Here is a 12417-nt window from a genome sequence, read left to right as displayed (position 1 = left end):
CTACTGCGCGGCGAGGGCCGCGATGTCGATGGTCCACACCGCGTTGTAGACGACACCCGAGACGTCCTTCGCCGCGGCGATGTTGTTGCCGGGCTGGAGCAGCGGGATGAAGGGGCCGTCGGCGTTCAGCGCGGTCTGCAGCTCCTCGAAGCGCGACTGGCGCTCGTCGTCGCTGCCGCCGGTGGCCGCGGCGTCGGCCAGCGCCGAGATCGCGGGGGCCGCACCGTCGGTCCAGCCGGAGCGGAGGCCCACGACGTCGCCCGGGGTGAAGACGAGGTAGTCGCTCGGGTCCGGGTAGTCCGGGCCCCAGTACCAGAGGCCCATGGTCTCGGTGCCGTTGCGGTAGGCGTCGAGCTCGGTGGCGACGGGGGCCGGGGCGAGCTCGACGGTGATGCCGGCGTCCTTCAGCTGCGACTGGATGCGCTGCGCGATGGTCGGGAAGTCGATGCCGTTCAGGCTGATGTCGCTCGGGAAGTCGAGCGTCACGGACTCGCCCGCGTAGCCGCTCTTCGCGAGGTCCGCCTTCGCGGCGTCGAGGTCCTGGGTGAGCGCGCCGCTCTCGGGCAGGGCGCCGAGCAGCATGCTCGGGATGACGCCGGACGCCTGGGCGGTGCCGTTGCCGGCGATCGAGACGAGGTCGTCGTAGTCGACGGCCTCCTTCACGGCCTTCACGAAGTCGGGGTTCGACGTGATCGCCGAGACGCTCGGGTTCTGGTTGAGCAGCAGGAAGATCACGTTCGCCGACGGGTCGCTGGTCACCGCGACCGAGTCGCCGAGCGCCTCCGCCTGAGTGCCCGAGAGGTCCAGCGCCACATCGGCGCTGCCGCCCTCGACATTGATCTTCTGGGTCGCACCCTCGACGTTCTGGATGACCACGCGGCCGTAGCCCGGGGCGTCGCCGTCGTAGTTCTCGTTCGCGGTCAGCACGACCTGCGAGGCGAGGTCGAGCGTGTCGAGCACGTACGGGCCGGAGCCGGCGGAGGTGGTGTTGAGGAACGTCTCGGCGGTGTCGGTCTCGTCGGTGGTGCCGCCGTTCTCCTTCACGACCTTCGAGTTCAGGATGCCGAGCGCCGGGTTCGCCAGGATCGCCGGCAGGGCGGGCGTGGGGTTCTCGGTGGTCAGCACCACCGTCGTGTCGTCCTTCTTCGTGACGGTGACGCCGTCGAGGAGGAACGAGGGGTTGCCCTTGAGGCCGATCACGCGCTGCAGCGAGAACACCACGTCGTCGGCGGTCATCGCGGTGCCGTCCGAGAAGGTGTGCTCGCCGTTCAGGGTGAGGGTGAAGGTCTTCGCGTCGTCGGCCTGCTCGAGGCTCGCGAGGCCGTCGACGACCTGCGAGACGTCGCCGCCCTCGAAGGTGAGGAGGGTCTCGTAGAGCGCCTTGTCGACCATCTGGCCGGTCGGCTCGTACATGCGGCCCGGGTCGGCGGTCTTGAGGTCGAACGCCTTGTTGATGGTGAGCGTCGCGCTGCTGCCGTCGGCGGTGTCGACGCGGCCCGAGGAGCAGCCCGCCACCAGAAGGGCGAGGGAGACCGCCGCAGCGGCGATCACCACTCGCGTCGGGGCGGAGCGCGGGGTGCGGGTGGAGCGGACAACCATGGAGGCCTCCTGGCGAGGGTTCGGCTGGACGTGTTGCGAAACGATGGCACATCGCGACGCACTCCGTTTCCAGAGGGCCGCTATCGTGGACGAACTGCCGCCCGCAGCGACGAAGGAGTGGATTATGTCGATCACCGATCCGGCCGCCGGTGCGGTCGCTGGACAAAGCGCGGGCGGGCTCGACGACCTCAATCTGCGCATCCTCGCCGTCCTGCGCGAGAACGGGCGCATCTCGATGTCCGCCCTGGCCGAGCGCGTGAACGTCTCGCGGGCGAGCGTCTACAACCGGGTCGAGCAGCTCACCGCATCCGGTGTCATCACCGGGTTCTCGGCCCTGGTCGATCCCGGCAAGGTGGGGCTCGATGTCTGCGCCCTGGTGTTCGTGACGGTGCATCCGCAGTCGTGGCACCGGTTCCGCGAGGGCATCCTCCAGATGCCCGACGTCGAGTACTGCTGCATCACGACCGGCGAGCACGACGCGATGCTCCTGGTCCGCTCGCTCGACATCGGCGGCGTGCACGACTTCGTCACCGGCGTGGTCGCGGCCCGGCCCGAGGTGAAGTCGGTGGTCTCGGTCGTCGTGCTCGACGAGGTGGTGCGCAAGGCCTACCTGCTGCCCTCCGACATCCCCGACCGCTCCGGATCGACGAACCGGCTCGGCATGACGCGGTTCACCACCGCGGGGAACGGCCGCGACGCGGCGCGCTGAGCGTCAGACCTCGACGCAGATGCTGACGTGGTCGTCGCCGTCGATCTCGAACTCCTCGACGAGCCGCAGCAGGCCCTCCCCGTCGAGCTCGACGCGGCTGCCGCCGGTGCCGCTGACCACGGTCCCGCCGTCGATCAGCTGGTGCACGAACGAGATCTGCAGGGCGTCGCCGGTGCGCGTGCCCACGAACCGGCCGAAGGTCACGGTGTCGCCGACGTAGTCGCCCCAGACCACTCCGTCGCGCTCGGAGTAGTGGAACCGCGACGGCGACTCCGGGTGGACCGCACTGTTGGTCGAGGAGGTCATCACGAACTCGCGGCCGTCGAGACTGGGGGCGGTGGTGGCGTCGTTCACGTCATGGAGTATGCCGGAGAGGTCGAGGTGTCCTGGCCGCACGCCGGTTTCGTCTCGTTCTTCGGGTCCGCGACCCCCGGGGCTGGACGAAAGCGCCGTCTGCGGGTCTCTCGACGGTCCATTCGTCTGCGATCCTCCGCCGCCCGTCCCGATCCACCGAGCGACTCCGGGATCGGACGGGCGATGTCTGCGGACAGGCGGCTGCGAGGCGTCCGGGGTTCCCTTGCCGCCTCGATACTCCATCGACTCGTCCGTGATCGGAAACTTTCCCGTACTCTCAGGACCCGTACGGGGAATGAACCGGGGGCTCATTCGCATCCGGTTCGAATTCGACATCTTGGGGGCGCAATGGATCCGCAGCAATTGGTGAACAGTGATCGCGCCGTGTGCGCCCACGCGAGGAGCGGCGGATGACCGGGTCGAGTGCGACCGGCGCCGTGGTGAAGCGCCCCGAGTCGCGGGAGTGGATCGACTTCGCCAAGGGCGTCGCGATCAGCCTCGTCGTGCTCTACCACTCGTCGTTGTTCCTCGGATTCTTCGACCTCGCGGGGTACGTCCCGAAGCTCCGGACCGTGCTCCTCTACTTCCCCATGCCCGTGTTCTTCTTCATCGCGGGCCTCACGGCCGCCCGGATGCTGACGTGGACGTTCGCCGAACTGTGGCGCCGCCGAGTTCTCGCGCTGGTGTACCTCTACCTGCTGTGGTCGTTCATCCGGGTCGTCTTCTACCTCATCGTCCCGTTCTCACGGTCGGAGGCGACCTCGCCGACGGACCCGCTCAACGTGCTGGTGCTCCCCATCCTGCCGTCGAGCAGCTACTGGTTCATCTGGGCTCTCGCGATCTTCAGCATCCTCGCCTGGCTGATCCGCAAGGTGCCCCGATGGATCCAGCTCTCGGTGGCCGGGCTGCTGGCCGTCGCGGCGACGACCACCGGCCTGCTGGACACCGACAACATCGGCTGGGACCGGGTGCTCCAGAACTTCATCTTCTTCCTCGTGGCGATGTTCATCCCCCGCACGTTCTACCGCTTCGCCGCTCGCGTGAAGCTCTGGCAGGCGCTCGCGCTCGCGGTGGCCTACCTCGGCATCATCGCGGTGATCGTCGCCTTCGACGCCAACCGCGTTCCGGGCGTCATCCTGATCGCCAGTTCGGTCGCGATCATCGCGGGCATCGCCGGCTCCCAGTACCTCGTCAAGGTCCGCGCACTGAAGATCTTCGTCACCATGGGGCAGCAGAGCTTCCAGATCTATCTCCTGCACCTCTTCGTGATCGCGGTCGTCGTCGCATTCGTCCCCCTGCTCGGCGAGACGAATGTCCCACCCCTTCCGGCGACGGTCTTCCCGGTCGCCCTGACGGTGTTCTCCCTCTGGGCGTCGCTGTTCATCTTCCAGTCGCTGCGGCGCTTCTCCTGGCTGTGGGTGAGCCCGTTCAGCACCGGCAAGTCCCAGAAGAAGCGCCTCGCCGCCAGGAATGCGAGATCAGCCGAGGTCCAGCCCACCGCGGTCGAGTCCGCAGCTCCTGTCGCCCCGGCCGATGAGCCCGCTGACGCGGGGACTGCGGGCAGACCGGAGAAGGACTGACCAGCGAGCACGCCCCGGGCGACTCCCCGGGCGGCCCTTCTGCAGGCCCGAGTCGTCTCGGGTGCTGGTGAGTCCGCGTCAGACCGGGCTGGCCCGCACTGCTCGGTCTCGGGCGAGCCGAGGGAGCAGTCGGACGAGGACGACCATGCCGACGAGTTCCACGAGGGTCTGCGTGACGACGACGACGGGCGCGAGCGACAGCGGTGCCGGGAGCGCGAGTGCGAGGGGCAGCACGACGAGCGAGTTGCGGGTCGCGCCGCTGAACACGAGGGCGCGCGTCGCGGTCACGTCGAGTCGGAAGACGCGTCCAGCACCCAGCCCCAGAGCGGTCATGACCACGAGGAATCCCGCGTAGAGCGGGACGAGGACGAGAAGCCGGCCGGCCGAGGCGCCCACGGCGCCGGCCTGGGGGGCGACGACGGTGAAGAGCGTGGCCGTCATGAGCGGCACCATGAGCCCGAGCATCGTGGACTCGACGATCCGGCCGGACACGTGTCGGCGCGCGAGTGCCTGCACCAGCCCGGCCGCGGACAACGGCACCACGATCAGCAGCAGGAACGCCCGCGCGAACGGACCGGCGTCGACCACCGCCACCCCCGCAGGACCGATGAAGAGCAGCAGATACACGGGGAGGAGGAGGATCTGCGCGAGCATCAGCAGCGGTGCGGCGGCGAGCAGTCGGTCGGACGCCCCTCCGGCGAGCCCGGCGAACACGATCACGTAGTCGATGCACGGCGTCAGGAGCACCAGGAGGACCCCGAACAGCAGCACCGGAGTGTCGGCGACGAATCGGGACAGCCCGTAGGCGACGAGCGGCACGACGACGAAGTTCAGCACCCCGACCGCGGCGAGGAAGCGGCCGTCGCGCAGAGATCGTCCGATCGCGGCGAACGGGACCCCGAGGAACGTGGCGAACAGCAGCAGCGCGAGCACCGGTTCGATCGCGACCTCGAGGTGGTGCGCGGCGGGCAGCAGCAGTCCGAGAGCGGCGCCGGCGGCGATCGCGGCGAGGTAGAGCGGGATCTGGCGGCGCTCGAGCCAGGCGACGAGCGCTCTCACGACAGCAGGTCGGCGAGAAGGAGGGGCACGGGTGCAACGGTAGAGGTCCGAACCGCTTGAGGGTCGCTGCTCTGCCGCTCGTCGCGGCGGAGGGGCTTCTCCCTCGACCCCGCCCCGGTGAACGGACCGGGTCGAGACCTTCGACGATGCGGCACAGCCGGGGATCCGCTCCCGCACGGTCCTCCCCCGTGGGACGCGCGCCCAGGACAAAACGCCGTCGACAGCTCTTTCCCGAGTCACTCGCGGTCCTCCTCATAAGCTTTCGCAACTTCTGGTGCAGAGGTGTCGGAAAGATACGAACGCATCATGTCGCATCAGGCGCGAAAGGCTCGAAGAGCTCAGAGGTATTGAGGCCTCGGCCAGTTAATGCTTTAATCCACATCGAACCGGTTCGATGATTTATGCAGCACTGTGCGGACAGGTTCGACCAATCGCTCGATCAATGGAGATACAGCAGATGAACAGATCCATCGCTCTACGCGAGACGCCTCCCACGGATGCCGACCGGCGACAGCGCCGTCGGATCCGCGGGCGTCGTGTCCTCGCAGCAGTCGTCTCAGCGGCGGTCGTCGCAGCGGGGAGCGTCCTCGCCGTGGGCGCTCCCGCGGAAGCGGCACCCGGAGCCGCAGCCACGCTCGTCGTGGAGGCCGACCAGCCCTTCCGCCCCGTCACTCACATGGCCAGCGGGTCCCTGTACGGACTGGCGAGCGCCGGCGTCCCGTCCCTCGACAAGATCCTCCCCATCAAGCCGCACACCTTCGTGCAGAAGCCCGAGGGGGGCACCCAGCAGCCGACCGGTGACGCCCTGTCGGTCGCCGACACCGCGAAGTCGGCCGGTGCGGGCGTCGTCGTCCGCCTGGTGGACTACCTGCCCGGCTGGCCCTATCGATACGACAAGGCCTCCTGGCTCCCGGCCGTCGAGAAGATGGTCGAGGACACGCAGGCATCCGGCAAGACGAACATCGTCGCCTATGCCATCTGGAACGAGCCCGACATCACCTGGCAGGCGTCGAACGGCTCCTTCTTCGATCTCTGGACCGAGACCCACCGTCTGATCCGCACCCTCGACCCCGAGATGCCGATCCAGGGCCCCGCCTACTCCGACAACATCACGAACATGCGCGCGTTCTACGAGCACGCGAAGGCGACCGACACCCTCCCGGACGTCCTCGAGTGGCACGAGCTGATCCGCTCCTCGAAGATCAAGGGCGACGTCGAGAAGGTCCGGGCGATCCTCGACGACCTCGACCTCCCCGAGCCGCCCATCGACATCACCGAGTACGCGGCACCCGCCGAGGTCGGCCTGTCCGGCCCGCTGGTCGGATACATCGCGAAGCTCGAGCGCTACGGGATCACCCGCGCCGAGCTCCCGTTCTGGAACCAGTCGGGCGCCCTGGGCGACCTCCTCACCGGACGGAACGGCGACCCCAACGGCGCGTACTGGCTCTACACCTGGTACGCCCAGATGAGCGGCCAGATGGTGACCACCACGCCGCCGTCGAACGAGAGCCCGCTCGACGGCGCCGCCTCCGTCAGCGACGAGGGCGACGAAGTGCGCGTCATCGCCGGTGGCAACACCGGAGCCACGTCCATCAAGGTCAACGGGCTCGACGAGCTGTCGCTCGGCTCGAAGGTCGACGTCCAGGTGGACTTCACCGCCTCCTACGGCCGCACGGTGAAGACCGACGGCCCGGTCACCATCTCGAACACGACCTACGAGGTCGCCAGCGACGGATCGATCACGGTGCCCATCGTGATGAACCCGACCTACGGCTACCAGGTGATCGTCACCCCGGAGAAGAGCCCGACCAGCCTGGCGGGCGACTACACCGTGGACAACGCGAACTCCGGTCTGCAGCTCGCCACGCAGGGCGGCGCGACCGCGAACGGGACGCCGGTCGTCCAGGCCGACTCCGCGACCTCGACCGGACAGGCGTGGAGGATCACGGCAGCGGGCCAGGGCCTCTACCGCGTCATCCACACGCCCAGCGGACGCGCCCTGACCATCGCCGGCGCCGCGACGTCCAACGGAGCAGCCGCGGTGATCGCCGACGCGAACGGCGGAGACGAGCAGCTCTGGCAGCTCATCCCCGACGGGAAGGGGAAGGTCCGCCTCGCGAACTACGCGACGGGCAAGACGCTCGGGGTCCTCAACCTGAGCAAGGACGCGGGCGCTGCGGTCATCCAGTGGTCCGACGGCGCACCGACCTCCAACTGCCAGGTCAGCGGAGCCCGCCAGCCGGGCAGGTTCGGCACGGCACTGGACTTCTGCAAGACGGCGTCGTACGGGTCGCTCCCCAGCGGAATCGTCAGCGGACTCACCGGCGACTGGTCGGTCTCGACCTGGATCAAGCCGGCGTCGCTGACGAACTACTCCCGCGTCTTCGACTTCGGCACGGGCCAGAACGTCAACATGTTCCTCACTCTCAACGCCGGGGGTGCCGGACCGCGGTTCGCCATCACGAACACCGGCGCCGGAGGCGAGCAGCGACTGACCTACGGCGGTCAGAACTTCCCGCTCAACCAGTGGTCGAACGTGGTCGTCACCGTCTCGGGCACGCAGGGCACGATGTACCTCAACGGCACGGTCGTCGCCACGAACCCGAACATGACGGTGAAGCCGTCGGCTCTCGGGAACACCAACCGGAACTACCTGGGCAAGTCGCAGTACGGGGACCCGGCCTACGACGGCGCGATCGACGACTTCGCCGTCTACGACCGGGCGCTGTCCGCGGCCGACGTGGCCGCTCTGGCCGGCGGCCGGGCGGCGGCGGGCACCGTCGCGCAGTACGCGTTCGACGAGGCGTCCGGAGCCGCGCTCCAGGACTCCTCGGGGAACAACCGGAACGGGACCATCGTGCTCGGAACCGACGGGGCCACCACCAGCACCGCGACCGACGCCCAGACCGCCGACCGGTTCTGGACGCTCACGCCGGTCGCCGTCGCCGACACGACCAAGCCGGCGGTCACGCTGGTGTCGCCCACCACGGCGGGCCCCTTCTCCGCACTGGCCGTCCAGGTCGACGCGACGGACGACCTCGGACTGAAGCGCATCGTGGCCAACATCTACAAGGACGGCAAGCTCGTCAAGAGCACGCAGTCCCCGGTCGCCGGTGGAGCGAGGACCGGATCGCACTCGGCCACGGTGCAGCTGCCCGACGGGAACTACACCGTCAAGTACAACGCGGAGGATCTCGCGGGCAACATCGCGCCCACGAAGACCTTCGCGGTGACGCTGGACAGCACGGCGCCGACGGCCACGGTCAAGACCGAGCCCTCCTTCACCACCGGTGAGAAGGGCGTCTACGACCAGGTGAGCTTCAAGCTGTACGACGCGGGCAGGATCGACAGGGCGGTCATCAACGGTCGCGTGAAGGATCTCACCGACAACGCGTGGTCAGACGTGAACTTCATCAAGCCGGGCGTCTTCGGCGCGGTCGAGGGTGCCAACACCATGGTCGTCCACGACGTCGCCGGGAACACCACCACCGTCCAGTTCACCCTGAACTGACCCGGACCTCGAGGCGCCCCGTATCCGTACAGGGCGCCTCGAGCGTGTGCGGGGCATGCCACGGCAGGCTGGGCGCAGTTGGGGCGCCCCCCACCCGGACCGGCAGCGGCCCCTGGATGCAGGAGCATGAGGTGCGACCGCCGCGTGCTCTCCTGCACCTGAGCGGAGAGCCTGCAGCAGTCCGACCGGTCCTCGCCGTCCGACAGCCTCCGAGGAGAACGACAGTGGCCACCATCGCAGACGTCGCCCGCGAAGCGGGCGTCTCCCGCAGCACCGCGTCCTACGCGTTCTCGGGCAACCGCCCGATCTCGGCCGAAGTGCGCCGGCGAGTGCTCGCCGCGGCTCGTCGCCTGGAGTTCACGCCCAACGCGGGCGCGCGATCGCTGGCGACCTCGCAGACCCGGGTCATCGGCCTGCTGGCGCAGTTCCTCGAGGACGAGTTCGCCCCCGCGATGCTGCAGTACACCCTCGGCGTCTCGAACATGGCCCGCGAGCTCGGATACGACATCCTGTTGGTCACCGACGCGGACGGCACGAGCGCACTGCGACGCATCAGCGATTCCCGCATGGTCGACGGGATCGTCCTGCTCAACGTCGCCGTGGACGATCCGCGGCTGGACATCCTGCGCAACGCCCGGCAGCCGGGCGCCCTCGTCGGCCTGCCGAGGGACTGCTCCGGCGTCGACGTCTTCGACCTCGACTTCGAGGAGACCGGTCGCGCGATGATCGAGCACTTCCACGCCCTCGGGCATCGGGAGCTCGTGCTCGTGTCCCCGCCACAGCACGTCGTCGATCGCGGCGGCGCCTACGTCTGGCGCCTGCAGGACGCCGCTCTCCAGGCCGCCGACGCCCACGGCATCCGACTGCACACGTCGTTCGCGCCCTCCACCCAGCCGGACGTCGGCCGGGCGCTCGGAGATCTGCTCGACGCGCACCCGCGGGCGACGGGCCTGCTCGTCAACAACGAGGCGGCCGCAGCGGCACTTCCGAGCGTTCTGGGAGCGCGGAGCACGAGGAGCCCGGAGGACGTCTCGGTGCTCGGCCGGTTCTCGGAGGAGTTCGCGCGCACCTTCTCGCTCCCCTACTCCTTCGTGGAGAGCGCACCCGACCGGCTCGGGAGCATGGCGGTGCGTCAGCTCGTCCGCCGGATCGAAGGCGCGACCGACACCGAGGAGGCGTACGTCGTGCGCCTCCTCGGCCCTGAGATCGTCGAACGCGGCAGTACGGCGCCTCCGCGTCCGACTCCCGCGGCCTGAGCGGACGACCTCGCCCGGGCGCCCTCTCCCTCCACCCGGGACCACGACCACGAGGCGTCGGCAGCGGACCGCAGGAGGGCGTCGGGACCCCGGAGTCCGGCAGCAGTCGCGACCAGCGAGAGCATCAGCCGCGGATTCAGAGGTCGTCGAGAACCTCCCGAAGGATGCGGGTCAGCGCTGTCGTCCTCTCGTGGTTGGTGGCCGATCCGAACGTGTAGTGGGGCATCCTCCTCACGAACGACCGGGCGTCGGGTCCGAGAGCCTTCTCCAGTGCTTCGGCGATCCGGGTGTCCGGTCCTGTGCCCGACAGCCATTCGAACGCGGCGTCGCCCATGCCGACCACCACCGGCGTCCGGCCGTCGGCTCCTTCGCGACAGGTGGTCAGCTCCCAGGTCAGCAGCTCGGCGCAGCGTTCGACGTGGTCCCTGCCCGCCTGCTGCTCGTCGCGCAGAGTCGTCCGAAGAGCCCCCGCGTCACGGGTCGGAACCAGTTTGAAGACGTCCGACATGTAGGCGACAGGCGCACTCGAGTCGAGGACCTCGTCGTAGGCGGCGCGCACACTGTTCCGGAGTGCGCCGTCGCCCCGATGACCGGGCGAATGGAAGGTCTGCCAGAACGTCGGGTCGGAGGGAGGGTTCTTCCCGCCCCAGTTGATCGCGAACAGCACGACGGATGTCGTCATGGGCTGCAGCTCGACGAACTCCTCGGGACTGCTCGCCGTGACGGGGCCGGCCAGGTCACCGCGCTCGCCCCACCTCGCCCAGGACGTCGCGTGCCCGAGCTTCCAGCCCCCTCCCTCGACATCGGGATGGCTGATGTCCTCGTCACGCAGGGCCTGGTACGTGGCGTAATCGACAGGCGGGAAGCTCATAGCGGTCCTCTCGGGGCTGCAGGGCCCTGCCTCGGTGGCAGGAGGAGGGCGTGAGACCGGGCGTCTCGATCCAGAGGCTATCGAGACAGTGGTCTTCTCCGTCCCTCGTTCTCGAGTCCCTCCGGAGCGTCGTGCCGACCTCCGATCGGCGGAACGGTCGACGGCCTTCCGGCACCACGAGCACGGGCCGGGCGGACGACAGGTCTCGCTCGACGCAGCGGCTCGCGCCCCGCCGTCGCGATCGCCACCGCCCGCTGGACCAGTACCCTGTCGCCTCGCACCGCGTGGACCATCACCACCGCGACCGCCGCCGCGGGAACTCTGGGCCTGGCGCTCGCCGCCGACACTCCGTCCGCCCTCGCGGCCTGCCTGCTCTTCGGATGGGGATGCACCGCCGCCACCGGGTCGCTCATCGCCTGGACCGCCGCTCTCGACTCGGACCGCGCGGCGACCGGCACGGCCCTGCTCTTCGTGGTGCTGATCGCCGGACAGGCCGTGGGCGCAGTGGGGCTCGGAGCGCTGCTCGACGGGCTGGGCACGATGGTCGCCTTCGCCGCCGCTGCTGTCGTGACGGCAGCCGCCGGAATCACCCGCCGCCAGAAGTCGCCGAATGATCGGCTGTCGGCACGGTCGTCCGGTTCGTAGTGTCGGACGTATGGATCCGCGACCGCTTCCCGCCGTCGGCGCCCCGGCCACCCGTGCGCTCGAGGACGCGGGCGTGCACGATGTGGACGACGTGAGGCGGGTGGGCCTCGACCGTCTCGCAACCCTCCACGGAGTCGGGCCGAAGGCGCTCCGGCTCCTCCAGCAGGCCCTCGACGCGGACGATCCCGCTCCGTAGCGATCCCTTCCCTGCACGGTCGCCTCGACCCAGAATGGTCGGAGGCTCGGCGTGCCGGTTCCCGGGGGCGATCCGACCGCGGAGGCGGCCGCCGGGGGAACGGTGGTCGGATGAACCAGGAGGCGCGATGAAGATCATGCTCGTGATGCGGTCGGACGGCAGCTACGCCGGGGGCGATGCGCCCGAGGACTACGCGGCCTGGGCGGACTACGACGCGTCGCTGAAGGCGGACGGCGTCCTCGTCGACTCCGGACGCTTCGCCGACGCCTCCGGGGACGTCTCCGTCGAGACGGATCTGACCGCGGCGCGAAGAGAAGGCGGCACTCCGGCCCCTTCCCGAGCGGAGGAGCGGTCAGCCCTCGTCGGCTACTACCTGCTCGACTGCCCGACCCGGGACGACGCCGTGCGGTACGCCCGACGCGCCCCCCTCTACGGCTCGGTCGAGGTGCACGAGCAGGCGCAGTACTGAGCCGCAGTCGCCGGTCGGGCGGCTGTCCCCGTCACCGCCGCGCGGGACCGACCGCTTCACCCGAGGGATGCGAATCGGGCGTCCGGGATCGGGGCGGCGGGAGGGAAGTGGTGTACCGTCATCGCCTGACCGATTCTCATCGGAGTGGTCGACCCGTCTCACCGGCGG

At 69.4% G+C, this 12417-nt stretch carries 11 protein-coding genes; 7 read left to right on the top strand and 4 right to left on the bottom strand.

Going from position 1 to position 12417, the window contains the following annotated elements:
- Complete coding sequence (locus C5C57_RS10380) at positions 1–1599, bottom strand: ABC transporter substrate-binding protein (protein WP_104297590.1); 1599 nt, start codon at positions 1597–1599, stop codon at positions 1–3.
- A 124-nt stretch (positions 1600–1723) separates the two neighbouring features.
- On the opposite strand from C5C57_RS10380, the gene C5C57_RS10375 reads away from it, so the two are divergent.
- Entirely contained in the window at positions 1724–2308 is a 585-nt protein-coding gene (locus C5C57_RS10375; protein ID WP_104223259.1) for an Lrp/AsnC family transcriptional regulator, read from the top strand.
- 3 nt (positions 2309–2311) lie between these two features.
- Here the strand turns inward: C5C57_RS10375 and C5C57_RS10370 are convergent, their stop codons facing one another.
- Positions 2312–2662, bottom strand: a complete 351-nt coding sequence (locus C5C57_RS10370; RefSeq protein ID WP_258072742.1) for a hypothetical protein — start codon at positions 2660–2662, stop codon at positions 2312–2314.
- Positions 2663–3072: 410 nt separating this feature from the next.
- On the opposite strand from C5C57_RS10370, the gene C5C57_RS10365 reads away from it, so the two are divergent.
- Positions 3073–4242: an acyltransferase gene (locus C5C57_RS10365; protein ID WP_104223260.1), complete on the top strand. Its 1170-nt coding sequence runs from the start codon at positions 3073–3075 to the stop codon at positions 4240–4242.
- 78 nt (positions 4243–4320) lie between these two features.
- On the opposite strand, the gene C5C57_RS10360 is transcribed toward C5C57_RS10365, so the two are convergent.
- Positions 4321–5301, bottom strand: a complete 981-nt coding sequence (locus tag C5C57_RS10360) for an arsenic resistance protein (RefSeq protein ID WP_104297589.1) — start codon at positions 5299–5301, stop codon at positions 4321–4323.
- Between the two features lie 592 nt (positions 5302–5893).
- Here C5C57_RS10360 and C5C57_RS10355 point away from each other — a divergent pair.
- Both C5C57_RS10355 and C5C57_RS10350 read left to right on the top strand, forming a co-directional pair.
- Positions 5894–8812, top strand: coding sequence for a LamG-like jellyroll fold domain-containing protein (locus tag C5C57_RS10355; protein ID WP_219827754.1), 2919 nt, complete (start codon positions 5894–5896; stop codon positions 8810–8812).
- A 224-nt stretch (positions 8813–9036) separates the two neighbouring features.
- A complete protein-coding gene (locus C5C57_RS10350) occupies positions 9037–10068 on the top strand; it encodes a LacI family DNA-binding transcriptional regulator (RefSeq protein ID WP_104297587.1) in 1032 nt (343 codons plus the stop codon).
- A gap of 136 nt (positions 10069–10204) precedes the next feature.
- On the opposite strand, the gene C5C57_RS10345 is transcribed toward C5C57_RS10350, so the two are convergent.
- Positions 10205–10939, bottom strand: coding sequence for a hypothetical protein (locus tag C5C57_RS10345; protein WP_104223263.1), 735 nt, complete (start codon positions 10937–10939; stop codon positions 10205–10207).
- Positions 10940–11410: 471 nt separating this feature from the next.
- On the opposite strand from C5C57_RS10345, the gene C5C57_RS18130 reads away from it, so the two are divergent.
- The 3 genes from C5C57_RS18130 (at position 11411) to C5C57_RS10335 (ending at position 12249) form a co-directional block, all read left to right on the top strand.
- Complete coding sequence (locus C5C57_RS18130) at positions 11411–11584, top strand: hypothetical protein (RefSeq protein ID WP_181069175.1); 174 nt, start codon at positions 11411–11413, stop codon at positions 11582–11584.
- A gap of 10 nt (positions 11585–11594) precedes the next feature.
- Positions 11595–11780, top strand: coding sequence for a DNA-binding protein (locus tag C5C57_RS10340; RefSeq protein ID WP_104223264.1), 186 nt, complete (start codon positions 11595–11597; stop codon positions 11778–11780).
- A gap of 127 nt (positions 11781–11907) precedes the next feature.
- Positions 11908–12249, top strand: coding sequence for a YciI family protein (locus tag C5C57_RS10335; RefSeq protein WP_181069173.1), 342 nt, complete (start codon positions 11908–11910; stop codon positions 12247–12249).
- Positions 12250–12417 lie beyond the last annotated feature (168 nt).

The organism is Rathayibacter sp. AY1C5, assembly GCF_002931705.1.
Lineage (GTDB): Bacteria > Actinomycetota > Actinomycetes > Actinomycetales > Microbacteriaceae > Rathayibacter.
Note: the sequence above shows the minus strand (reverse complement) of the source record. Positions and strands in the feature narration are given on the sequence as shown.

Excerpts from the sequence above, each read along its gene's own strand:
- C5C57_RS10380 (WP_104297590.1), bottom strand. The coding sequence starts at position 1,599 with ATGGTTGTCCGCTCCACCCGCACCCCGCGCTCCGCCCCGACGCGAGTG.
- C5C57_RS10375 (WP_104223259.1), top strand. The coding sequence starts at position 1,724 with ATGTCGATCACCGATCCGGCCGCCGGTGCGGTCGCTGGACAAAGCGCG.
- C5C57_RS10365 (WP_104223260.1), top strand. The coding sequence starts at position 3,073 with ATGACCGGGTCGAGTGCGACCGGCGCCGTGGTGAAGCGCCCCGAGTCG.
- C5C57_RS10345 (WP_104223263.1), bottom strand. The coding sequence starts at position 10,939 with ATGAGCTTCCCGCCTGTCGATTACGCCACGTACCAGGCCCTGCGTGAC.
- C5C57_RS10340 (WP_104223264.1), top strand. The coding sequence starts at position 11,595 with ATGGATCCGCGACCGCTTCCCGCCGTCGGCGCCCCGGCCACCCGTGCG.
- C5C57_RS10335 (WP_181069173.1), top strand. The coding sequence starts at position 11,908 with ATGAAGATCATGCTCGTGATGCGGTCGGACGGCAGCTACGCCGGGGGC.